The organism is Photobacterium sp. 270122K (assembly GCF_059941365.1).
Window position 1 is genome coordinate 255,010 of sequence record NZ_JBPOEN010000003.1, and the last position, 24,116, is coordinate 279,125.

Consider the following 24,116-nt stretch of genomic DNA (forward strand, 5'->3'; position numbering starts at 1 on the left):
TATTGTGGCACAGCATAACGCAGCTACACACAATTTGCGCACCATGAAAAAGCACGACCGTTCTTTTTGTGTGTACTGCCAGTCATATTGATGTTTTTGTTTTAAAGAGGCAAGGATGAGTAGCAAAATTTATTTCCAGAAAAATGCAACATTTAACCTCCGCAGAAAGATGGTTAATCTTTCGACCCGTTTACATCACCGCCTTGCCCCTCAGCATGCCAAGAAGGTCGCGATGAAAGTGTTGTTGACCCCTGAACGAACTCGCCGTCAGATTGATGCTCCCGACGGCCTGGTTCGTGAACCCATCATGACCTCAGAAGGCACCATGATGACGTATCGACTCGGAGAGGGACCAACTTGGGTGCTGGGGCACGGCTGGTCAGGGTCGGCGGCACAGTTCTTCCCGTTAATGGCACACATAGCGGCTGCAGGGTACACCGCATTAGCGTTTGATAATCCGGCTCACGGTGAAAGTGAAGGGCAGTATGGCCATTTACCGGGCTTTATCCGGGCATTGGATGGCGTGCTTGAAGCACAAACGCAGATCGCAGGGGTTGTGGCACACAGTATGGGCGGCGCCATGGTATTGGAAAGTGCGCATGTTGCTTTGCGCGGTAAGCCGGTATTGCTGGTGGCGCCTGTACTGAATTATACCGAGAATCTGGTTTCGGCGGTGCAGCATTCGGGGTATTCCATGAAGCTGTTTAACGAAGTGGTGGAGGACATCGCCCAAGCGTATCAAAGCCCGTTGAGTTCGGTTGATCCGGTGGCGAAATTACAACAATGGCAAGGCAAAGTGGTGATTGTGCATGATCGCCAAGACCGTTTTGCGGCTTTTACCGAATCAGAAACGGCTTCGGCGCTCAATCACGTTACGCTGATTGCGACAGAAGGGCTCGGCCATGGCCGTATTTTGCAAAGCGATCAATTACGCCACGGTTTCGACCTATTGTTGGCGTCGTGATGCTTTCTGCCTGAAGCGGTGTAACGAACAAAAAACGCGTGTTGTGCACGATGCATAACACGCGTTTTTTCTTTTGAGCGCAGAGGCGGGAATGACAATAATGGTGGATGATGACCTTATCCGTTGACCTGTGCGTTTTGTCTGGCAAGAGCCTGTTCGCGTTGTGCCACTTCTGCATCTAATTCGGCAATTTTTGCCGCCATCAGTTGATGGCAGTGTTCCGCCAATTTTCGCGCATCTTTAAGCGCATAGCCTGACACATCAATCGGGTCGAGCATTTCTGTGATTACAATGCCATTGTTCCGTTTAGAGAGCACAATCTTATTGTGAATAGAACTGACACAGACCGGCACAATAGGAACGCCCGCTGCAATGGCCATACGAAATGCCCCTGTTTTGAACGGCAGTAATCCGCGACCTTTACTGCGCGTCCCTTCTGGGTACATCCAAATCGATAAATCACGTTCATGAATGGCGGTGACAACTTGCTGGATGGTGTCACGGGCTTTGGATTTATTTTCTCGGTCAATCAAGATATTGCCGGTGATCCAGTAAAGCTGTCCGAAGAAAGGGATCCAAAGTAGGCTCTTTTTCCCGATAGATACCGTGCGAGGTGGCAACATACCGGGCGAGGTGACGAAATCAAACACGTTTTGGTGGTTGGAGATGTAGACGGCACGCGGCACGGTTTGGGCTTTCTCTAACCCACGTTGGATCAGCGTGATCCCGACCAGTTTATGAAGTTGGTTGAACCAACGGCAGAAAAAGTAGACATGCTTGGGGTCGCGGGGTTTGAAAATGCTGCAATAGATCAAAGCAAAAAGGCTCATCACAACCATAAAAATAGCAGCCAGTAAAAGTCGAATAAACGTCAGCACGCACACTCCTTAGCATATGGAACAAGAGGATGTTTATTATGTGTTTTTTTGGCCAGCGTGACCAGAGTAATACTGTTACTTTGAGGGCGCGAAAGGAAGAAGTGTCAGTGTTGGTCGAAAATGACGTTATTGATACGGTAAAGTATTGTAGATTCACAAAAAAGAGGGTATTCATAAATCTCATTTCTATTTTGAGAGTCACCTATTATACGCTAGCGGTGACAATCTGCTTATGGGTGAACAATGACATCAAATTTATGCCGTTTTCTGCTTGGAATGCTGTTGGCTGGGCTGTGTGTAAAACCAGCGATGGCACGGCCATCATTAGACATGATGATCACCGGCGGACAGGTTTACACTATGCCGCCAGATACCGTCATTGGCATCACTAATGGTAAATTCAGTTACTTGGGACCGTCTGATGAAGCGAAGTCGTTAGTTACTGCGACAACGCAGCACATTGACGCCCAAGGCAGTGCGATTTATCCGGGGTTTATTGATTTACATACCCACCTTTTCGACCTGATCAGCTTTGAAAATGTGGCCTGTGAGTTAGATTTGCATGCCGGAACACCATCAATTGGTGCGTGTCAACAAACCGCGAAAAAGCTCTCGCAAGGGCAATGGTTAGTGGGGTTTGCGCAAGGCTTATTAACCGCTGACTTAGACGGTTTGACGCCAAGAGAATGGCTGGATGTGCATTTTACACAAACTCCCGTAGTGATTTTCGAACCGCATTCTTCGGTGATTTGGATGAATTCCACGGCGTTGACACTGATGAAGATCACCAAGCACAGTGTGGATCCTATTGGTGGGAAAATACTGCGAACCTCAGAGAACATCGCCAGCGGTACCGTATTGGGGTCGTTGTCAGAGCTGGTATTAGAAGAGGCATTAAAAACCTATCCGCTAGATATGGCGGAGGTACTGCAGCGCTTCGACGCCTTCTCATATGATCTACAACGATGGGGTATCACCAGTATCGGTGAATCCGGCGCTGTTTGGATTGAAGACGGCTTGCAATTCTGGCAACAGGTCGCGAAGGGGTATGATTTGGATGTGCGTCTATCGGTGCGCCCACGCTTATCGCCGTTTAAAGGGGTGAATGATCAGTTGTCACAACTGAAAAACATGTATCGCAACGATTTAAATGCACGTTTATTGCTTAATCAGGTCAAAATCAACGTCGATGGTCAATATCGATTAGGGACTGCACGATTAAGCAGTCCTTACCGTACACCAGTGGTTGCATCAGAGCCGAACGGCCTTTTCTACTTTACGCCAACAGAATTAAATTCTTGGCTTATGCGATTGAAAGAAATCGGTTTTAGCGCGTATATTCACGCAGAAGGGGATTCGGCCGTAGAGGCCGCGCTGTATTCTATTCAAAATGCACGCCGTAATAGTGACGATCAACGTTTTACTGTGAGTGGCATGCAGTTTATCAAACCCGTGCAATACCCCTTGTTTAGTGAACTGGGCGTAACCGTCAATTTTCTTTTCCATGCAGAGAAAGGCGCGGAGCTTGAGCATAACCAAGCGAGTCATGCCAAGGTGGTCAGTGTTAAGGCACTGGAGAAGTTTTCAACGAGCATTGCGTTAAGCAGCGGCGGGGTCGGGCAGCAATACACCCCGCCTCTAGAACGTATCAGTGGCCATTTGCAGCAACCTGAACGCTATGCGCTGAATGATATCCATAAAGCGATTGATAGCTACACCATTGAACCGGCGAAATCCCTCGGGATTGAATCGGTCACAGGCAGTATCGTGATCGGTAAGTCGGCAGATTTAGTCTTTGTAGATAAGGATTTAACGAAACTGACTGCCGCACAGATCGCAAAAGCCACCGTATTAATGACCATGTTACAGGGGGATGTTACCTTTGTTCATGAAGAGATGAAATCGGCTAATACGCGCACTAATTCCTTGTTTTGACCGAGTTTTATTGACAGAAAGAAAGAGAGCGTGAAGCCTGTCGCAGTTGTTTCTTGCTTGGTAAAAAACAACTGGATAACACCCTGGATACAGGCGATAACTACCCTCAGTAGGTACAGTCATTAACCCATAGGTTGTGTTTTCGTATCTATTTCTTCTGTTGTGTGGAGTTTATGGGCTAGCATTGTTTGCTAGCCTTTTTTTTGTTTTTCGCGATATAACCCGTCTCATTCGCTTCCTTTCTCTTCATTTTATTCTTTCTTTACTGCCATCTTGGTGGGGTGTTTTTTGCTATCAATATGTCTTTTTTTATGAGGATTACATGGTTGGTAGGGTCTAAACTTGATAGAATCCACAATTATATACCATAAATAATTGTCATTTCGATTGCAGTGAAGGAAGCGGAAGCGGTGAAAATAGCAGTATATTCGATGTTAGTGGCAGGCTTGGTTACAGGTTGCAGTTCTGCCCCGGATCATAATCTGTCAGTATCCCAGACACTAAAATCACAGGAGCACGCTGCAAACCACCGCACCAGTGGTAACGATCCTCGCTATACCTATATACCGATGGATGTACCGCTGTCATCAGCACCCACGTTTGATACGGTTTATCGTCAGTGGCAAGGTACGCCATATAAATTAGGCGGTACCAGTCGCAAAGGGATCGATTGCTCGGCGTTTGTGCAAGTGGGCTTTTCTGATGTCCTGAAAATGCAATTGCCGCGTACGACGGCAGAGCAAGTGCGTAAAGGCAAGTGGGTGGATATTAAAGCACTCAAAAAAGGGGACTTGGTGTTCTTTAAAACGGGTCGTAACCTGCGTCATGTTGGGATCTATGTGGGTGATAAACAGTTTTTACATGCATCAACCTCACAGGGGGTCATGATCTCTAGTCTGAACAATCCCTACTGGCAACGAACATATTGGCAAGCCCGCCGTATTAGCCCGTAAGGCGGCGGTGTTGATTTCGATAGAGTGTATGAGACGTGATAGATAGAGGTCGTGATAGACCGCTATACTCTAGGTGCACCAAGCGTAAAAAAGGTGATCCTATGGCTATCGCAATCACTGTCGAACAGTTTCTGGACAATCACAATATCGATTTTAATCTTACCCAGCATAAGCACACCGACACATCTTTCAGTTCCGCTATTGCATCTCACGTGCCGACGGCGCAAGTTGCTAAAGCGGTGGTGCTGAAAAATCAGCAAGGCGAATTTTTAATGGCGGTGGTGCCCTCTAACCGGCGGGTGATGATTGATAAAATCAGTCGCATGCTCGGTAAACCGTATTTCTTGGTCGGGGAGCATGAATTATCGACGCTCTTTCAAGACTGCGAACCGGGGGCTGTACCCTCATTAGGACCGGCTTATCAGGTGGATATGCTGGTGGATGATATGCTGCTCGAACAAGACGAGTTGTACATTGAATCCGGCGATCACAAGCACTTGATCCATTTGGATCAAACGCAATTTCAGAAGATCGTGAAAGATGTGCCGCACCAAAACATCAGCGGCTATCGTATGCTGTATTCACAAGGGCATGAAGGGCGACACTGGGAATGGGAGTGAATCACGTCTCAGTTTTTCTCTGAGTATATCTATGGATGACAGCACTGGCATCCTGTGCAAGGCATTGCCGAGACATACTTAGGTAAAAAACAGCCCACGGCATGATACCGTGGGCTGTTTTTATTACATGCGCTGAATATGTGGCGGTTATTGCAGTCTCAGCCATAATCCTGGCAGGCTGGTAAAACCGGTGGTCACACTGCTGACTTTGCCTTTATCAATGATCACAACCGCGGGTACCGCTGAAAATCCCCACGCTTTCATGATATCTCCCTGTGGGTCATTGACCGTCGTAAAACGGTAATCATGGTGATTCAGATAAGCCGTGAGTCGGCGGTCATCGCCAGAGTTTAATGCTACGGTGATCACTTGATTGTCGTCGGCTAGCCAGTTGACGGCCGGACTTACAAAGCGGCAGACAGAACACCATGAACCCCAGAAATACAGCATCACCGGTTCATCTTGGCTAAGAGCCACTAAGTCCACTGGGTCGCCAAGCAAGGTTTGCAGGTATGGTGTTGGCAGCGTGTCCGTCGGCAGGTTGCGACTGCGCCACATGTCCACGCCCATACTGACAACCGTAACCAATATCAGCATCCATACCGCTTCTTTCAACCAGCGTTTCCAGCGGGAGGAAGAGGGGGAATTCTCTCCCGGTTCAGGCGCTCCCGGCTCCGGCTCTGCTGCTGCGTGTTTATCGTGTGATGTGGTCATCAGCGTTCCTTACTGTGTGGCGGACTGTGTGGCTGATGATAGTGCATTGAGCACATCATCATTGGTCAGGATCACGGGCAGAGGAATGCCTGTCGGTGCGTTCGGGCCATAGACGACATTAAACGGTACCCCATAACGGCCATTCGAGCGCAGGTAGCCGGTAATGTAATCAGACGGCTTGGTCCAATCGCCACGCATCAGTACGATGTTGTCGCCAGCGAGTTGGCTGTGTACCGGCTCTTGCAACAGAACACTCATCTTATTGACCTTACAGGTGATACACCAGTCGGCTGTGACATCCACCACCACGGTTTTGCCGGCTTTCACATAGCCATCAATCGCTTCTACATCCAGAGACTGCCACGCATGATCTTGCGGGAGCGGCGTTGACCAGTTATCGGCCGTCATGCTGCCTGCGATCAGACCACCACCGGCACCCAGTACCACCATCGCTAACGCAAAGATCACGGGCTTGCGGCCTTTGGCTTTACCCAAGCGCCACAGCAATACGGTTAGCATCAATACGCCAATAAAGACCACAACAGGCGTGCTAAGGAAGTTGGTCATCAGGCTAAGTAACCACACGCTGGTCGCGAGCATCATGAAGCCAAACAGGGTTTTGACTTTGTCCATCCACATTCCTGGCTTAGGCAGCATTTGCGCTAAGCGTGGGAAGAGGGCGATCACCAACCACGGCGCGGCCATACCAATTGCCAGTGCAGTGAAGATAGCGATCAAGGTCAGCATATCGGCGCCCAAGGCAAAGGCCACGGCGGTACCCAAGAATGGTGCGCTGCACGGCGTAGCCAACAGGGTGGCGAACATGCCTTGTACAAAGTGACCGATGTAAGACTCATCCCCCTGAGTGGCTAACCAGGTATTGGTATTGCTCGACAGGCGGATCTCAAACAGCCCTAGCATGTTGGCTGCGAAAAGCGCGGTGATGATAACCATCGCCCCAATGAAAAACGGGCTTTGGAACTGAATGCCCCAGCCGAGCGCTTGTCCTGATACTTTTAACGCGATCAAGAAGCCAGCTAATAGCCAGAATGACGTCACGATACCGGCAGCAGATGACAAAAACTGCAAGCGGATCTGTTTTCTTGCTAAGCCTTCAGCCGCAATCACGCTACTCAGTTTCATCCCCAATACCGGGAGAACACACGGCATGATATTGAGGATTAACCCACCCAGTAGGGCAAAGCCAATGATTTCCCACAAGTTGGTGCTGCTGTCGACAGGCAGAGCGATGGGCTGATTGGTTACGACTTCGGTATCTTCGACGGAAAATCCGTTATCACTGATGGTGACATTCAAGGTTTCGTTATTCAGTTTCGGCGTGCCAAACCAACTGCTCACTGCCATTTTGGCGATCAAGGTATTACCGTTCACCTCAACGCTTGGCTTTAAGAAAGATGCATCTTTAACATTTTGTGAATCGCCATCGATAAACACATCCGGTTGTTGCCAGCCTAACGTGTTCGTTGCCACCAAGGTTAATTCGCGGTTTTTCTCGTCCCAGCCTGCCGCATCAATCGTGACGGACGGTTGTGCTTGCGGTACATGGCTCATGCCTTGGTTGTACAAGTGCATGGCTTCTTCGTTGTAATCGATAGCATCAGGTTTAAAGCCCAAAGCGATCTCGTAATTGGTCAGCACACAGATGTTGGTACAGGAAGACATCACTAATTTACCGGAAACGAATACTGGCTTATTCATGTCGTCAATGTGCAGCGTCATCGGGAAGTTGATGTGGTGCTTATAGCCCAAGGTTTCCACACCCAAAAACTCATAGCGCTTAGGCATCGGCCAGTGCCAGTCCACACTGCTGATATTGTTGGAAAGAGACCAGTCAATGGAAGGGGCGACGCCACCTTCACCGGGGCTACGCCAGTAGGTTTTCCAATCATCATTCAGTTGGACTTCGAGCAAGCCTTCTACGGTTTTAGCGGCTGGATCGGTTTGTCCCGTGAGCATAAAGCGCACTTGAATCGGTGGATGATCCGGATTATGTAACCAGCCAGTAGTGGCCGTTTTGGCCCATGCCCCCAAAGACATGAACAGGCTAAGTAATGCCAATAACAGCACAATGGGTGTACGGGCTGCTGATTTTCGGTGGCGGGAGGTGCGACCGTGTGGGGTTGAGTAATTCACTGTGGTGACTCCAAAAATAAAAACGTTACAGAACTCGCTTACGCGATGGCCAGCATGGACTCTGCCGGTTTCATTCCCGGAAGACACAAAAAGTCAGGTGACGCCGCTGCGTCGGAGGGATCGGTTCAGTGAGAACCGGTACAAGTAACCCTGCGCCTGCAAAGACAGCAAAGGTGAGGACGATAAACAGTATATTAATGATGCCGTGTTCAAGCTGGGGAGGATGCCACGGTAGCAGGTGGTCAGTGAGCGAACAGGCTTTGCTGATGTCACTGCTGGCGATTCGGGTGAGGGCATCATTTTGTTGCGCTTGAGCGTGCAATGCGTCGATTTGCATGGCAAGGAAAGCGACGATAGGGTTTGATTGCGCCAATGCCGGTGTATTACCGCTGATAAAGGTCGCGTCAATCGTGTTAATCGCGTTGACGGAAGGTGATGCCGAGCAGATCGTTGTTAGTCGTGTATTTTGGCTGGTGCACACAAAAATCGCCATGGCGATTAACCATAGCGCGTATTTGGCAAGCTGACGGTGTGTGGCAGTGGAATACATGAAAAACGTTTTTGAACCTTACTTCAGTCAGCGTGTTGCGTATCAACAGGCTGAAAATAAACATGCTTGAACGAAATCAGACCGGCCGTAGCACGAAAAGTTTCTCTATAACCCTAAACTTCCTCAAAATGTGACTTTCAGGGAGAGAATATGGGCTGTGCTGAACACGCGTGAACCCTGTATTGGACGGTCACGTGAGTATGGGCTATTTTCTTTGTTTTTTTGCAGGGCTGCAAGGGTGAAAAAGCCACCTGCCGCTCAGTGCTGGTGGCTCAATATTGCATGACGGCGATGCTATTTTTGCAATGCGTCTATTTTACTCAGACGCGGTCGTGAAACTTAGCGTTTGTTACGCAAGTAACGCTTACGGCGTTCTTCTTTCACACGGATCTTTTCTTCAGCCTTGCGCTCACTTTCTACTGCCACATTGATCAACTCTTGGGTGATCATTTCTGGGCGTTCCATCGTGATGTGACCAAGGGTGCCATTGCGCAGTTCATTGATCAGAATTTCAGACGCTTTATGCAGGTCAACACGGCCACCGGATTTCAGGCAACCACGTTTGCGGCCGATCTCTTCCATCATTTCGATTTCAGATTCTGGCAGTTCGTCAATGTCGTAGCGGGCTTTCAAGCGCTCAGGGTAAGCTTGTGCCAAGTATTCAACGGTAAAGAAAGCGACATCGATGTAATCCATCGCGGTATCTTTCACTGCGCCTGTAGCCGCAAGGCGGAAACCACTGTGCGGGTTTTCCACTTTTGGCCACAAAATCCCTGGGGTATCAGATAGCACAATGCCGTTTTGCAGGTTAATACGCTGCTGCTGACGGGTCACCGCTGGCTGGTTACCGGTAATCGCCACTGAACGCCCTGCAAGGGTGTTGATGATGGTGGATTTACCGACGTTTGGAATACCCATGATCATGGTGCGAATATGCTTGCCCATGTCTTCACGGTGTGGGGCCAGTTTGCGGCATAACTCAGTGATTTTATTCACTTCGTTGATGTTTTCTGTGGTGATGGCAATGGCTTTTACGCCTTGCTCTTGTTCAAGGTGATTGATCCACAGTTCCGTCATTTCCGGATCCGCCAAGTCGCGCTTGTTCAGCACTTTAACGACAGGCTTGTTGTTCTTTTCACGGAACGTTTTGATCAGTGGATTTTCACTACTGAAAGGAATACGGGCATCAAGCACTTCAATGATCACATCGATCTTCGGAAGCACTTCTTCAATCTCTTTACGCGCTTTGTGCATGTGGCCCGGGAACCACTGGATTGTGTTACTCATAGGGAAACTCTATTTTCTTTTTCCGGCTTGCGCGCACGTTAGGGTAAGCGCAACCGGTGGAATTCATGTCGGTTATTTGCAGCAGTCGGCCGCATCACCAACGATTACGGTTTGTGAGGAAGTGTAACGTACTTCTTGATATACATAAATCTTTTCAATGATTATGGGCTGTCGGGCAATCAGCCATAGGCTTGAGGTGGTTTGTTAGGCCGTGTACATTACGCAACACGATTACTATTGAGTGTGAAATTTTGATTATTCGTTTAATGGTACGGTATTGGGTTGCCGTGACTATTCTGATTCTATTGGCGATCACGGTACTGTCGCTCTCTCCGATGGCGAGTTTACCGCCTGTACCGGGAACGGATAAAACCCCCCATTTTATCGCGTATGCCGCGTTAATGTTTCCGGCGGCGTTTGTCAGGCCGCGTTATTGGCTCGCGCTGGCCGGTGCTTTCTGGTTGTGGAGTGGGGCCATAGAACTGATCCAGCCGTATGTGAACCGGTATGGTGAGTGGTTGGACATGGCCGCGAATGGTGGCGGTATAGTGTGTGGCATCGTATTGGCTATGTTGGCTCGTTATGTCGTGGGTCACTTTACAGACAGGAATGCGCCATAGAACCTCTAAATAAAGTGTTTCGACCCACAGAATCAATGTGATGCAAGTTTGATATGTTGCACTTTTATTGAAAATTGCTACTATCGCAACAGTATAGTCGGGGGGCCAGTAGGCTGAGATCGCATCGCGAGACCCGTTGAACCTGATTCAGTTAACACTGGCGTAGGGAACTATCTGTCTTGCTGATGATGACCTCTCCTTCCTCATTATTCATGTCTTGGCTTGATAAGTCCTAGAACGTCAGTTCGAGGAATGATTATGTCAAATTTATCGTATGTTCCCCAAGCGCTTGACGCATCGACCCCCATTGTTCTGACCATTGCCGGTTCAGATAGCGGTGGTGGTGCCGGTATTCAAGCCGATATTAAAGCCATTTCAGCCACTGGCGGTTATGCCTGTTCGGTGATCACCGCTATCACAGCGCAAAATACGCTAGGCGTCTCTGCCATTTGTCCGATCCCGGTTGAACATGTGGAATACCAATTGGATGCGGTGTTCTCTGATCTCAATGTTGTCGCCGTTAAAGTCGGTATGTTGGCCGATAGCGAGATCATTAAGGTGGTGGCGGCCAAAATTCAGCAGTACCGTCCTGCTCATCTTGTTGTTGATCCCGTTATGGTTGCTACAAGCGGCGACTTATTATTAGAAAACACCGCGATCAGTACATTGAAATCCGCGTTATTGCCGTTAGCCGATGTCATCACCCCCAATTTGCCAGAAGCCGCAGCACTTATTGGGGGGGTAATCCCAACCAATGAAGATGAAATGGCGGCAATGATTGCAGATCTGCGTCAACTCGGTGCCAAGAGTGTTTTGCTGAAAGGTGGCCACTTAGAGCAAGATGAAAACAGTAACGATTTACTGATCCTCTCTGACGATGTGCAACGCTTGAGTGCGAAACGCGTACAAACGCGCAATACGCACGGCACCGGTTGTACCTTGTCGTCAGCCATCGCCTCTTATTTGGCGCAAGGCAACGATTTGTTGCAAGCCGTGACCTTGGGTAAGCAGTATATCTCGCAGGCCATTTTGCATGCGGATGCGTTAGATATCGGCAAAGGCCATGGCCCGGTTAATCACTTCTTCCCTGGTCATAACGATGTCCGCTAGTGTGTCATCGATCACTCTCCCGTTATCCCTTGATGATCATCATGGGGTGGCGGTGAGCATTGAAGACGGCTATTTACATTATCTCGACAGTGAAACGGCAACGTTGGCGGGGCTGAATATGCAGATCCCCGCTAGCCAGTGGACTTGTTTATTGGGGCGCAGTGGGTGCGGTAAAAGCTCATTACTGCGTTATTTAGCCGGGTTATTGGATAACAGCGTGGTGTGGAACGGGCACCTGACGACGACGCCGGCGTGTGATTTGCATGCGCATATTGCTTATATGGGTCAGCAAGATTTGTTGATGCCGTGGCTAACGGTGCTCGAGAGCGTCATGTTGAGTACCCGGTTTGGTGATTCTGCCTCACGTCAAATATCAATGTCAGCGAAACAAAAAGCCCTCGCGTTACTGGCGAGTGTAGGGTTAGCCGACAAAGCCCATTATCGACCACAACAATTATCCGGCGGAATGCGTCAGCGGGTGGCATTGGCTCGCACCTTGATGCAAGACAAGCCCGTGGTACTGATGGATGAGCCGTTTTCCGCGCTTGATGCGGTCACACGCCATAAATTGCAAAACCTCGCTTGTACGCTGCTGAAAGGTAAAACCGTGGTGCTGATCACCCATGATCCGCAAGAAGCCCTGCGTCTGGCCGATGCGTTGTACATCCTGCAAGGACAGCCTGCTAGGGCGATGGCGCTTGACGTGCCTGCGTCAGTGACACCGCGTGACTACAACGCCGATTGTGCCCGCTTGCAGCAAGTGATCTTGACGCGCTTGGAGCAAGACGATGACTAACCTGACCCGATTAACTTCAGCATCCTCCGCGGCGCAATCGTCATCCTCTACAAAGACGGCCATTTCTGTCTCCCCGTTATCGCATCCATTGGTGCGAGTGGCGATCAGTACGGCGGTCATCATCGGCCTTTGGCATGCCATTGTGGTGGTATTTGCGATGCCGTCTTTTATTTTACCGGCACCGCTGGATGTGTTTGAGCGCATGATACAGCGACACGATGTGTTGCTGAAACATACTTGGGTGACCGCACAGGAAATCGTATTTGGTTTGTTGTTAGGGTTGTCGATGGGGCTGTTTTTTGCCCTGCAAATGCTGCTGTTCAAACCGTTGAAGCGTTGGTTATTGCCGCTGTTGATCGCTAGTCAAGCCATCCCCGTGTTCGCCATCGCTCCCGTGCTGATGTTGTGGCTGGGTTATGGGATCGGTTCAAAAGTGGTGATGGCCGCGTTGATTATCTTCTTCCCCGTGACGACCTGCTGCTATGACGGCTTGCGTAATACGCCAACGGGATACCTTGATTTAGTCAGCACCATGGGCGCCACGAAATGGCAGCGTTTGCGCTATGTGCAGTTGCCGGCGGCGTTACCTACCTTGGCGTCCGGCATTCGTGTCGCGGTCGTCATCGCCCCGATCGGTGCGGTGGCCGGTGAATGGGTCGGCTCCAGCGAAGGGCTAGGCTACCTGATGCTCCAAGCCAATGCCCGCATGATGATTGATGAAATGTTTGCTGCATTATTCATCCTTTCCGCGTTATCAGTGTCGCTGTATTTCATCACCGACAAAGTGCTTAAACGCCTGATCCCTTGGGAAGCCGATTAATTATCCAGATTATAACAATGTTAATTATTTGCCACACAGAAGAAGGACATAGCATGAAAAAAACAGGCATGAAAAAGACAGGCATGCGATACGCCGCCTCGGCGGTTTCACTCCTCGTATCGCTCATGATGTCGGGTACTGCGCTTGCGGATACCGCAAGTAAAACCCAACCGCTGACGTTGATGCTGGACTGGTTTGTGAACCCCAATCATGGCCCTATTGTGATTGCGAAAGAGAAAGGCTATTTCAACGAGAATGGCTTAGATGTCACGATTCAAGAGCCTGCCGACCCAAGCATGCCGCCTAAGCTGGTGGCGGCGAATAAAGCGGATTTGGCCATCACTTATCAGCCGAATTTGACCATTGATGTGGCCGCCGGTTTGCCCTTAGTCCGTGCCGGCACGTTGATTGCGACCCCCCTGAATACCTTAATGGTGCTGGAAGGCAAAGGTATTAACAGTATGGCTGATTTTAAAGGCAAGAAAATCGGTATTGCGATTGCGGGCAATGAAGAAGCCACCATTGGTACCATGCTCAACAGCGGCGGTGTCAGCCTCGATGAGGTGAAAATCATTAACGTGGGCTGGGCGTTATCGTCCTCGCTGGCTTCCGGCCGAGTGGATGCGATTTGGGGCGGGCTGCGTAACTTTGAAACCAACCAATTGGCGTTAGAAGGCTACAAAGCAAAGGCATTTTTCCCCGAAGAGCACGGTGTGCCAGCTTACGATGAACTGGTGTTTGTCGCCAATGCGAACACCTACGATAAAGCGGCGATTCAAGCGTTTAATCATGCCCTTGAGCAAGCCACTACGTACATAGTGAATCACCCGGAAGCAGCATGGAAGACCTTTGTTGCTTACGCCCCGGACACGTTGGATAACGAACTGAACCACCGCGCATGGAAGGACACGTTGACCCGCTTTGCTTTGCGCCCATCGGCGGTGGATTTGAAGCGATACGATGATTATGCCGTGTTTATGAAGGCACATAATATTATTGAAACCGTGCCTAAAGCCCAAGATTACGTACCCGTATTGTAATCGCGTTATACCGATAAAAAAGAACATAAGGAACGCCACAGATGAATCATCAGGATTTGATTAACGCATGCCAAGCGGATTGGATGGATTACACCCAACATGCGTTTGTACAGCAACTGGGCGCGGGCACGTTGGCTCAGCCGTGTTATTTACATTACTTAAAGCAAGACTTTTTATTTTTGAAGCAATACGCGCGCGCCTATGCGTTAGCAATTTACAAAGCCCCGAATTTAACGGGGATGCGTAAGGCACTCACCAGCGTACACGCGTTGCTGGATTCAGAAATTGCTCATCACGTGTCGTATTGCGCGCAATGGGGACTGACCGAAGCCGACATGGAAGCAGAGATGGAGGATGTCGGTACCGTGGCCTATACCCGCTATGTGCTCGATGCCGGTATGACGGGCGATATTGTCGACTTGTACACCGCATTGGCGCCTTGTGCATTGGGTTATGCAGAAATTGGCCGCTTGTTGGCCGCCGCGCCAGAAACGGTAAGAGACGGGAATCCGTACGCAAGTTGGATGGCGCTGTACAGTGGGGACGAATTCCAGCAGGGCGTGGCGAATGGGCGAGATCACCTTGATAGTCTGCTGCACGATATTGATGTAAACAGTCCTCGCGGGCAGCACCTGATTCAGGTGTTCAAAACGGCGACCCGCATGGAAGTGGCGTTTTGGCAGCAAGGCTTAAACGCCGTAAAGGAAGGATAATGATGAGCACACAAGCTAACTTGCAAGCACATACACAAACGCAAACACAACGCATCCTTGATGCACTTCACGCGGTACGTGCGCAAAAACCCCTTGTGGTGAATATCACCAACTATGTGGTGATGAACAATACGGCGAATGCGTTACTGGCGATTGGTGCGTCGCCGATCATGGCGCATTCGCAGCAAGAAATGGCTGAGATGATGACCTTTTGTGGGGCATTGGTCATCAATATTGGAACGCTCGACAGCCAATGGACACCGCGTATGGCGTATGCCATTGAACAGGCGAACATAAATAAAAAATGTGTGGTACTGGATCCGGTCGGGTGCGGTGCCAGCACGTTGCGAACAGTAACCTCTCGGCGTCTGGCAGAGGCCGCTGAGACCTTGATCATTCGTGGTAATGCGTCTGAAATTATCGCGTTAGCCGGTGAAGAAGGTCAAAACAAAGCGCAAAGCAAGGGTGTTGATGCGCTGGACAGCAGCGAAGCGGCCGTTGGCGCCGCGCAGTATTTGGTTAAGACTTACCGTTGTTCTGTTGTGATTTCGGGTGAGGTGGATTACATCGTCACAGCCCAGTGCATCACGGCGTTGCACAACGGCCACACCATGATGCCTTACGTGACGGGTATGGGGTGCACCTTGTCGGCCTTAACAGGTGCGTTTGCCGCGGTTGGGGAAACGACAGGGTTAGCTGCGGCGGCGGTAATGGGCGTCGCGGGTGAGATCGCGGCAGAGCAATCTGCAGGACCCGGTAGCCTGCAACTTAATTTGCTGGATGCGCTCTATCAGCTAGATGAAAACACGTTAGTACAACGTTTGGAGATGGTGTAACGCGATGACCGAGATGAATCCGTACCGTCTGTATTTAGTGACGGATGATCAGCAAGATCTCGATACCTTGAAAACGGTGGTAGCAGAAGCGGTTGCTGGTGGTGTTACCATGGTACAAGTGCGAGAAAAACACGGCGATGTGCGCGCATTCATTGAACGCGCTCTGGCAGTGAAAGCCATTTTGCAGGGAACCGGTGTGCCGCTGATCATCAATGATCGGGTGGATGTGGCGTTGGCGGTTGATGCCGATGGTGTGCACCTAGGGCAATCGGATATGCCTGCGGCGATCGCTCGACAATTGATTGGTGAGCAGAAAATTCTCGGCTTGTCGGTGGAAAATGAGCAGCAGCTAGTGGAGGCAGAAGCCCTGCCAGTGGATTATTTAGGCTTGAGCGCCATTTTTGCCACACCCACCAAAACCGACATCAAGAAAGCGTGGGGCATTGAGGGCCTGGCGAAGGCGGTGGCACAGAGTTCGTTTCCGATCGTAGCCATTGGGGGCATCAATATGTCGAACATCACAGAAATTGATGCCGCCGGCGCTGATGGCATCGCCTTGGTGTCTGCCATTTGTCATGCAGATAGCCCAGCACAGGCGGCGCGTAATTGTCTCGCGACCTTGAATGGTGAACCGCCGTTGTCTGCCATGCCATAGTATGATGGCGAAAGTGGCATTCGACACATAAAACCAAGAAAAATGACGAGGGTAGCAGCTCGTCATTTTTTATGTCTGTTTATGATTCATCACAGCCAATTATTGCCATTATTTATACTGAACGCGTTATCGCTACATCTTGCCAGTATTTTAAGCCTTCCAATACCCCTTCTGCGTGCGATGCCGTACTGGTGTACACATGATTTAAGGCTGATAAGTGCGCCACTTCCGGGTAATGATTCGCGACTAAAATGGCATTGATGCCGGGCATGGTCAGCATGGCGGTGTCGTTGGCCGAATCGCCCGCGACACAAATTTCGTGGACAGATAAACCGTGTTTTTGCATCAAGTAATGAATGGCCGTCGCCTTATTGACCCCTTTCGGGGTGATGTCTAAATACCAATCATGTGAGTAGGTTAAATCAACATCAATCTGATGGGAGAGTAACTGCGCTGCAATCGCATCATATTGTTTCGGGCTAAGTTTCCCTTCAAACGTCAGTTTATAGTCCCCCTGGTGTAGTGCATGGCATTCTCCCAAAAACGGAATGTGACTGAGTGCGTCTTGAATAGCCGATTTACGCCATTTGGTTTCTAAGTGACGTTGCCAAAGGGTATCCGCCCCCTGATCGTGGTCATGATGTATCTGAGTACCCACATCGCTAATGATACAGCGAGGTGTCGGGTAATTTTCGGTGGTGAGTCCATCGGTAATGGAAGGAAAAGTTCGGCCGGTCGCGATGACAAAGTGCAGATCAAGTTGCGTACTGAGGTAGTCAGAAAATTCGTGTACACCGTGTGACGGGCCACCATTGATTGTGCCATCGAAGTCGCATACCAGCATTTTTATCATATGAACACCTACACGCTGAGGAAAAACAGAAAATAGCTTATAGCTATTAATTTATACCCCTCAACGCGTTGGTGAAGCTTTTTTAGTGATTTAATCTTTATTTTGTTAACTACCCAGTGTTTCCTTTATTTCATCGGCACTAAAGCCATGCGAATACAGGTACGCATAGGCTTTACTTTTGTCTTTTGAATCGCTCAAATCAAAGCGTTTCTTCTCTAAGCGTAAGCGGCAGTTTTCATAAAAATCGATACTGCCATCCAACTCTAACTTTTCGACTTGTTCATCAAAATGAGACACATCAATCAGCTTTTGCTGCAGCTCTCGGCGAATGGTCGATTTGCCTTTTAATTTACGGGCAAGCCTTTCAATCTCTTTGGTGATGTCGGTTTTATCCGCCTTGATTTGCATTTTAGACGGCAATGAAGCCGCCACTGGGTGTGCTTGAATCGCGTCACGCACATCGGATGATCTAAACCCATATTTTGTTAACGTGGCATGCAATTTATCACTGGATAATGACTCAAGCCGCATGTTCGCCAGACGGCGCTGCAATAAGGTTATCTCGCAAATGTTGTCACGCTGCATGACGTACGAGATGGCTTCATTAATGGTTGCTTCGCTGATGCCTTTTTCTTTCAGTTTTGATTGAATGAATTGGCTGCCTTTCTCTGCACTGAAGGCCATTTCAGCGAAGTTAACTGCAAACTTGTCATCGGATTTTAAATACCCGCGATCAATCAAGTCATTGATGACGGTATCAATCCATTCTTGGTTATCGGTTTTGGCGACGAGTTTTTTTCTGAGCTCATCAATGGTTCTGTCTTTGGCTTCAAGGTGATAAAACGCACTGCCGTACACATTATCAATGGTTTTGGCTTGCTTGATAGGACGTTGACTAAACATGATGGCCTCGAAGAATGATTGATCTGTATGACCTTGACTGTAATGCAGATCAATCGTGTTTACTATGAGAATGCGGTGCTTCGCCGTATCCCGAGAATGGAAGAGGGGCAGGCGTTGCACATTAAGAACGGAATGTTGCCGTGTTTTAGCCTCTACGGCAGGCCAGTATTTCAGCAATGTCATCCGTTTCACGGTACAAGCTCAGGCCTTCTTCTTGTGCTTCAATAGCAATAATCGACATTCTATCGGCCAGTTCGTTACCCTCAATACCCACGTGTCCATTCACATGGTAAATGGTGATTCTGGCAGCAATCTCTTGGTATAACGCATACGCGGGTTTGATGATATCGAGGTTTTTGATCTCACCACCGGGTCTCACCCAGCCTTTTGCTGACCAGCCTTTTGCCCACTTAGTGATGCAATCAATGGTGTACATCGAGTCACAATAAATAGCAACCGAACGGCCTTGCGCAAGTTTTGTTTTTGCCATGATTAAGGCTTGATACAGACCATTGAGTTCCGCGGTATTGTTGGTGCCCATGGCTTGATAAATGCCATACCATAACTCGCTTAACTGGTTTTGTTCATACACGGCTAACCCAGTGCCGGATTCGCCCGGATTCGGCTCACTGGCACCGTCTGTGAATATCTTAATATCAAACGGCATTGCGGTGATTTGTGCTTGAGACAGCGGAGCCGCTTTCTTTTTCGCTTGAGGGGCGGTGCGACGGGATGAGGCTTGAGATGATGACGGTGACGCTTTCTTGCCAAACGCCGCTTCGGCTTCATCTAGCGTCGGAAACGATTTGAATCGCGCGCCATTAAATTTATCGACTTGTGCTTTGCAGTCTGCCCAACTCGTAAAGATGCCGGTTTCACGACCTTGCCACACAACATAGTATTTTTTAGCCAAACTGATCCCTTACTAAAATGATTCGGTGACACACTGTCTTAATGAGCATGTATTACTTGCCACGGCGATAGCCGGATGGGGAAGTGTGTATCAGGGGTATTAAATGTTAATCGTTCGCCGATGACAAGGAAAGTCGTGAGAGAACGGAAAGAGGGGCATGAAGACAATACAAGTCGGCGAGGGGATGAGCAAGGAGGATAATGCGAGGTGGCTGTGCCATTGCGGCGCAATATCCTCCTGAGTGCTGATGATCAAACGTTATGGTGTGTCATTCAGTGTTTTTGCTGCGTTTTCATTGTTTAAGTCCATCTCAGCGGTTTCCGCGTTGCTATCCTGCGTGCTCTCATCGGCATAAAAAGTGAGCATCGCATCCGGAAAGGTGGTGGAATGCGATTTAATATAAAGCCCTGCGGTCGCTACGTAACCGATGATAAGTAGGGGCATGGTAATGACTTCTGAAAAGTGGAGTAGCGTTGAAGCCACCATGATCAAGCTGCCCCATAACTGATAGGTCCCCGCGGCTTTAATCTCCTCACATCTTGCTGTCAGGGTGGTAATCCCTTCGTTATCTAACGCCAGTTCACCGTTGCAGGACTGACAGTTTGTCGTCTTATCTTTGATAAGCTTATCAATTTCTTTTAATTCAGCCGTTGATTGCGTCGTGCACAAAGGGCACAGGTAATGAAGTGACGGTTTCATTGCATTCTTCCTTGAATAGTACGTCGTGTTAATCCGTATCGGGCAAAAGCCTATATTCGTTATAGTATTCCGTCAGACGTAAATACTCACAACCTGTTGTTTTCAAAGATCATGAATCACTCGAAAGTTTGGATGAACAGGATGAAATTTCTTTGCTACAGCATGGTGAGAACCACTTCTTTGGCAAGACGGGATTTTGGTAATTTCGCGTTGTAGTCTTCATCAGCATGGTGGTAACCGATGGCCAGCGCCACGTTACACACATAGCCGCCTAATTCCGCTGTAAATACCTCGCTGATGCGTTCACTGTCGATGCCTTCCATGGTGGTAGAATCAATGCCTAAACGCGCCAATGTATGCAGGGTATTACCCAGTGCGATGTAAGTCTGTGAGTTCGTCCAACCACCGTTATACCCGTTCTCATCGGTATTTAGGTCGGCAAAGGCATAAGAGCCAAAGGCTTGCTCACGGTTTTCTGGCTGTACGCGGCCATCGGCAATCCCTTTATCGACCACGTTGGCGTAATCATCACGGGTGTAGTGTGGGTTATGGGCAAACAAAATGATGTGTGATGCGGATTTTGCGTGGGGTTGGTTGAATTGGTGTTTATTGTTAAAGGTATCGTGAAAACGCTGTTTGGCGGCATCGCTTTCAATCACAATGAATTTCCAAGGCTGTGAGTTAATGGACGAGGCCGACAGGCGCATCGCTTCATAGATCACATCCAGATCAGCTTGTGGAATACGTTTCGATGCATCGTAACGTTTAGCGGTGTAGCGGCTGTTGAGATCAGAAATAATAGGATGTGTCATGATTCTTCCCTATAGCAGTTAAGGCAACGCAACATCATTCTTGCGTGTGGATGAAAAAACGCCTTCACCCTACCAAAAATACACACGGAATCCTATGTTGTTGCGGATGATAGGCGATGATGACGTTTCAATCCGATGTCACTGAGTAGCGGTACGATTTTTTAGCATTTTAGAGGCTATCCTCACCCTGATGAAAGTGAAATGCGTTTTATCATCAGTAGTTTGAGGTCACTACAAGCAATGCATCAGAGGCATTGTGTTTCTTACATTTTATCGGGATTGTAGGGTATTCATTCGTGAAATGGCCTACTACTCGTCACCCGTAGGTTACGTCGCGGAACCGCTTACCAACACACTATTGAGATTAACAGTGAAGAAAACTCTCCTTTTATTGTCAGCGTTAATGCTGTCGGCACCACTATTGTCCGCACCAGCGATGGCGGCAGAGCCATCGAAAGCCAGCCAGTGTGTGTCCTATGCCACTAACATTTATATTATCTTGAAAAAATCTGGTCATCCGTCGGATGATTGGTTCAATGAAGCGATTGCATGGCAAAGCAAAGGGGCACAAAAACAAGATGTCGCTGTGATGATGGTACGTTTAGTTGACGAGTTGTTTGCGCCTGACAGTAAAGAGCGAAAGCGCGTGGGGCGCGCACTGACAGAAGATGAGATTTTGCAGAGCCTGTCGAACCGCTATAAAGATGCGGGGTGCGTGTCAGAGAGTACACCTGTCTTAAAGGGCTAACGATCTATGGGCTTAAGACCGTCCGATTTAAAAGTAATGGCTTTATAAGTGATGTTATTGAACGTTAAAAAAATGGCTCGCCATCGCGAGCCATTTTTCATTTTATGACCGGTTATCTCAGTCAGTGAGGCGGTGATACCGCAGAGAGCGATTCCTGCTTACACGCGCTCTGTAAACGTACGGGTGATCACGTCTTGTTGCTGCTCACGGGTCAGTGAGTTAAAGCGTACCGCATAACCAGATACACGAATGGTTAACTGCGGGTATTTCTCTGGGTTTTCCACCGCATCCATCAGCATGTCACGGTTCATCACGTTCACGTTCAAGTGCTGACCGCCTTCTACGCTGACACCTTGTTTGTCCGCCTCGTGGTGGAAATAACCGTCCATCAACGCCGCCAGATTTTGCTTCTGGGTGTTCACCTCTTTACCCAGTGCGTTTGGCACGATAGAGAAGGTGTAAGAGATCCCATCTTTGGCAAAGGCAAACGGCAGTTTCGCGACAGAGGTCAGTGAGGCTACCGCGCCTTTTGTGTCACGGCCGTGCATTGGGTTCGCACCCGGACCAAATGGCATACCTGCACGGCGACCATCCGGTGTGTTACCGGTTTTTTTACCGTACACCACGTTAGAGGTGATGGTTAAGATAGATTGTGTTGGCGTTGCGTTGCGGTACATGGTCATCTTCTGAATTTTGTTCATGAAGCGTTCGACCAAATCACAGGCAATGGCATCAACACGGTCGTCGTTGTTACCGAAGGCTGGGTAGTCACCGTCAATCTTAAAGTCGATGGCAATGCCGTCTTCATCGCGGATCGGTGTCACTTTGGCGAATTTAATGGCTGCCAAAGAATCCGCTACGACAGACAGACCCGCAATACCACAGGCCATGGTACGATGCACATCGCGATCCATCAGTGCCATCAGTGACGCTTCATAGCTGTAGCGATCGTGTGAGTAGTGGATGATGTTTAATGCGGTCACGTACTGGGTGGCCAGCCAATCGAGCATTTCATCAAAGCGTGGCATCAGGCTGTCGAAATCCAATACCTCATCGCTAATCTTGCCAAATTGTGGGCCAACTTGAGCCTTTGATTTTTCATCGATGCCGCCATTGATGGTGTACAACAAGGCTTTGGCCAAGTTGGCACGGGCACCGAAAAACTGCATGTCTTTACCCACAATTTGTGGGCTCACACAACACGCAATGGCGTAGTCATCATTGTTGAAATCTGGACGCATCAAGTCATCGTTTTCATACTGAACAGACGAGGTTTCAATAGACACTTTCGCTGCGTATTGCTTAAAGGCCACCGGCAATTGTTCTGACCACAGAATGGTCATGTTTGGCTCGGGGGCTGGGCCCATGTTGTGCAGCGTGTGCAAGTAACGGAACGTGGTTTTGCTCACTAAGGTACGGCCATCGACACCCATACCGGCCATCGCTTCTGTTGCCCAGATTGGGTCGCCAGAGAACAGTGAATCATAATCAGGCGTACGCAGGAAACGCACCATACGCAGTTTCATGATGAAGTGGTCAATCATCTCTTGCGCGTCAGATTCGGTGATCGCACCGTTCGCCAAGTCACGTTCAATGTACACATCCAAGAAAGTCGACGTACGACCCAGAGACATGGCTGCACCATTTTGTGATTTCACCGCTGCAAGGTAACCAAAATAGGTAAATTGGATCGCTTCTTGTGCGGTGCGGGCAGGGGAAGACATATCAATGCCGTATTTCAGGCCCATGGTGCGGATATCTTCCAGTGCCTGTACCTGATCTGCCAACTCTTCACGTAGGCGAAGGGTTTTCTCTAGGTCTTGTCCTTGTTCCAGGAAGGCTTGAGTTGAATTGATTTGCTCAAGTTTGTCTGCTTTTAGGAAGTCGATACCGTAAAGCGCAAGACGGCGGTAGTCACCGATAATACGGCCACGGCCATAAGCATCAGGCAGGCCAGTAATGATACCGGATTTGCGGCAGGCAATGATGTCTTTGGTGTAAAGATCAAAACACGCTTTGTTGTGTGTTTTACGGTATTCCGTGAAAATTTGCTCAACACGTGGATCAAGTTCGCGGCCATACACTTCACATGAGTTTTTCACCATGCGAATACCGCCATTAGCGATAATGGCACGCTTCAGTGGTTTGTCTGTTTGTAGACCAACGATGGTTTCGATATCTTTATTAATGTAGCCCGCATCGTGAGAAATAATGGTTGAAGGCAGGTCCGTATCAAAATCTAACGGCGCATGTGTGCGGCTTTCTTCTTTAATACCTTCCAGTACGTTATTCCAAAGCGTTTTGGTCGCCTCTGTGGCTTCAGCAAGGAAAGATTCGTCACCCTCATAAGGCGTGTAGTTCGTTTGAATAAAATCACGGGTATTGACGTCTGTTTGCCATGCACCAGCGGTAAAGCCTTGCCAAGCGTCTAACATTGCTGTGGTTGGAATGGTCATACCTAATTCCTCAAAATAATGGGTATTTGAAAACAGCAGGCGTGAAACAAGAAAGGCGGTATCCATCAATGCTTTCATGAATATTTT

General features: G+C 49.0%; 23 protein-coding genes, 1 pseudogene and 1 riboswitch. Of the genes and pseudogenes, 13 read left to right on the top strand and 11 right to left on the bottom strand.

Features of this window, described 5'->3' with window-relative positions:
• Positions 1–115 precede the first annotated feature (115 nt).
• The gene (locus ACSF8W_RS07230; protein ID WP_500846291.1) at positions 116–964 is read left to right on the top strand and encodes an alpha/beta hydrolase; all 849 of its coding nucleotides are present in this window, start codon (positions 116–118) and stop codon (positions 962–964) included.
• Between the two features lie 116 nt (positions 965–1,080).
• Here the strand turns inward: ACSF8W_RS07230 and ACSF8W_RS07235 are convergent, their stop codons facing one another.
• Positions 1,081–1,842, bottom strand: coding sequence for a 1-acylglycerol-3-phosphate O-acyltransferase (locus tag ACSF8W_RS07235; RefSeq protein WP_500846293.1), 762 nt, complete (start codon positions 1,840–1,842; stop codon positions 1,081–1,083).
• Between the two features lie 243 nt (positions 1,843–2,085).
• Here ACSF8W_RS07235 and ACSF8W_RS07240 point away from each other — a divergent pair, with 243 nt between their 5' ends.
• From ACSF8W_RS07240 to ACSF8W_RS07250, 3 genes are all read left to right on the top strand, one after another.
• Entirely contained in the window at positions 2,086–3,777 is a 1,692-nt protein-coding gene (locus tag ACSF8W_RS07240; RefSeq protein WP_500846294.1) for an amidohydrolase, read from the top strand.
• Positions 3,778–4,187: 410 nt separating this feature from the next.
• The gene (locus ACSF8W_RS07245; RefSeq protein ID WP_500846295.1) at positions 4,188–4,730 is read left to right on the top strand and encodes an NlpC/P60 family protein; all 543 of its coding nucleotides are present in this window, start codon (positions 4,188–4,190) and stop codon (positions 4,728–4,730) included.
• Positions 4,731–4,831: 101 nt separating this feature from the next.
• Positions 4,832–5,350, top strand: coding sequence for an aminoacyl-tRNA deacylase (locus ACSF8W_RS07250; protein ID WP_500846297.1), 519 nt, complete (start codon positions 4,832–4,834; stop codon positions 5,348–5,350).
• 147 nt (positions 5,351–5,497) lie between these two features.
• On the opposite strand, the gene ACSF8W_RS07255 is transcribed toward ACSF8W_RS07250, so the two are convergent.
• The 4 genes from ACSF8W_RS07255 to ylqF form a co-directional block, all read right to left on the bottom strand.
• Complete coding sequence (locus ACSF8W_RS07255; protein ID WP_500846298.1) at positions 5,498–6,064, bottom strand: protein disulfide oxidoreductase; 567 nt, start codon at positions 6,062–6,064, stop codon at positions 5,498–5,500.
• A 9-nt stretch (positions 6,065–6,073) separates the two neighbouring features.
• Complete coding sequence (locus ACSF8W_RS07260) at positions 6,074–8,152, bottom strand: protein-disulfide reductase DsbD family protein (RefSeq protein ID WP_500846696.1); 2,079 nt, start codon at positions 8,150–8,152, stop codon at positions 6,074–6,076.
• Positions 8,153–8,288: 136 nt separating this feature from the next.
• Entirely contained in the window at positions 8,289–8,768 is a 480-nt protein-coding gene (locus ACSF8W_RS07265; protein ID WP_500846300.1) for a hypothetical protein, read from the bottom strand.
• Positions 8,769–9,107: 339 nt separating this feature from the next.
• The gene (ylqF, locus tag ACSF8W_RS07270; protein WP_500846301.1) at positions 9,108–10,055 is read right to left on the bottom strand and encodes a ribosome biogenesis GTPase YlqF; all 948 of its coding nucleotides are present in this window, start codon (positions 10,053–10,055) and stop codon (positions 9,108–9,110) included.
• Between the two features lie 287 nt (positions 10,056–10,342).
• On the opposite strand from ylqF, the gene ACSF8W_RS07275 reads away from it, so the two are divergent.
• From ACSF8W_RS07275 to thiE, 8 genes and pseudogenes are all read left to right on the top strand, one after another.
• Positions 10,343–10,675, top strand: a complete 333-nt coding sequence (locus ACSF8W_RS07275; RefSeq protein WP_500846303.1) for a VanZ family protein — start codon at positions 10,343–10,345, stop codon at positions 10,673–10,675.
• A gap of 88 nt (positions 10,676–10,763) precedes the next feature.
• A riboswitch (TPP riboswitch) is annotated at positions 10,764–10,861 on the top strand.
• Between the two features lie 72 nt (positions 10,862–10,933).
• Positions 10,934–11,785: a bifunctional hydroxymethylpyrimidine kinase/phosphomethylpyrimidine kinase gene (gene thiD / locus ACSF8W_RS07280; protein WP_500846305.1), complete on the top strand. Its 852-nt coding sequence runs from the start codon at positions 10,934–10,936 to the stop codon at positions 11,783–11,785.
• On the top strand, positions 11,775–12,581 hold the full coding sequence (locus tag ACSF8W_RS07285; protein WP_500846307.1) for an ABC transporter ATP-binding protein: 807 nt from the start codon (positions 11,775–11,777) through the stop codon (positions 12,579–12,581). The genes thiD and ACSF8W_RS07285 overlap by 11 nt, the downstream gene beginning before the upstream one ends.
• A 94-nt stretch (positions 12,582–12,675) precedes the next feature.
• A pseudogene (locus ACSF8W_RS07290) lies at positions 12,676–13,401 on the top strand (ABC transporter permease); the annotation flags it as partial.
• A 53-nt stretch (positions 13,402–13,454) separates the two neighbouring features.
• Positions 13,455–14,441, top strand: coding sequence for an ABC transporter substrate-binding protein (locus tag ACSF8W_RS07295; protein WP_500846309.1), 987 nt, complete (start codon positions 13,455–13,457; stop codon positions 14,439–14,441).
• A gap of 41 nt (positions 14,442–14,482) precedes the next feature.
• On the top strand, positions 14,483–15,154 hold the full coding sequence (locus ACSF8W_RS07300; RefSeq protein WP_500846310.1) for a TenA family protein: 672 nt from the start codon (positions 14,483–14,485) through the stop codon (positions 15,152–15,154).
• Positions 15,155–15,156: 2 nt separating this feature from the next.
• Positions 15,157–15,990, top strand: a complete 834-nt coding sequence (thiM, locus tag ACSF8W_RS07305; RefSeq protein ID WP_500846698.1) for a hydroxyethylthiazole kinase — start codon at positions 15,157–15,159, stop codon at positions 15,988–15,990.
• Between the two features lie 13 nt (positions 15,991–16,003).
• The gene (gene thiE, locus ACSF8W_RS07310) at positions 16,004–16,645 is read left to right on the top strand and encodes a thiamine phosphate synthase (RefSeq protein ID WP_500846700.1); all 642 of its coding nucleotides are present in this window, start codon (positions 16,004–16,006) and stop codon (positions 16,643–16,645) included.
• A gap of 112 nt (positions 16,646–16,757) precedes the next feature.
• Here thiE and ACSF8W_RS07315 read toward each other — a convergent pair whose 3' ends face one another.
• The 5 genes from ACSF8W_RS07315 to ACSF8W_RS07335 all read right to left on the bottom strand — a co-directional run bounded on the left by ACSF8W_RS07315 (position 16,758) and on the right by ACSF8W_RS07335 (position 20,825).
• Positions 16,758–17,498, bottom strand: coding sequence for an HAD-IIB family hydrolase (locus tag ACSF8W_RS07315; RefSeq protein WP_500846312.1), 741 nt, complete (start codon positions 17,496–17,498; stop codon positions 16,758–16,760).
• Positions 17,499–17,603: 105 nt separating this feature from the next.
• Positions 17,604–18,401: a RecX family transcriptional regulator gene (locus ACSF8W_RS07320; RefSeq protein WP_500846314.1), complete on the bottom strand. Its 798-nt coding sequence runs from the start codon at positions 18,399–18,401 to the stop codon at positions 17,604–17,606.
• A 145-nt stretch (positions 18,402–18,546) separates the two neighbouring features.
• The gene (locus ACSF8W_RS07325; RefSeq protein WP_500846316.1) at positions 18,547–19,314 is read right to left on the bottom strand and encodes a ribonuclease H1 domain-containing protein; all 768 of its coding nucleotides are present in this window, start codon (positions 19,312–19,314) and stop codon (positions 18,547–18,549) included.
• Between the two features lie 258 nt (positions 19,315–19,572).
• Positions 19,573–20,013, bottom strand: coding sequence for a hypothetical protein (locus ACSF8W_RS07330; protein WP_500846317.1), 441 nt, complete (start codon positions 20,011–20,013; stop codon positions 19,573–19,575).
• Between the two features lie 155 nt (positions 20,014–20,168).
• On the bottom strand, positions 20,169–20,825 hold the full coding sequence (locus ACSF8W_RS07335; RefSeq protein WP_500846319.1) for a nitroreductase family protein: 657 nt from the start codon (positions 20,823–20,825) through the stop codon (positions 20,169–20,171).
• A gap of 370 nt (positions 20,826–21,195) precedes the next feature.
• Between ACSF8W_RS07335 and ACSF8W_RS07340 the strand changes: the two genes are divergently transcribed.
• Entirely contained in the window at positions 21,196–21,573 is a 378-nt protein-coding gene (locus ACSF8W_RS07340; protein ID WP_500846321.1) for a hypothetical protein, read from the top strand.
• Between the two features lie 158 nt (positions 21,574–21,731).
• On the opposite strand, the gene pflB is transcribed toward ACSF8W_RS07340, so the two are convergent.
• Complete coding sequence (pflB, locus tag ACSF8W_RS07345; RefSeq protein WP_500846323.1) at positions 21,732–24,029, bottom strand: formate C-acetyltransferase; 2,298 nt, start codon at positions 24,027–24,029, stop codon at positions 21,732–21,734.
• Positions 24,030–24,116 lie beyond the last annotated feature (87 nt).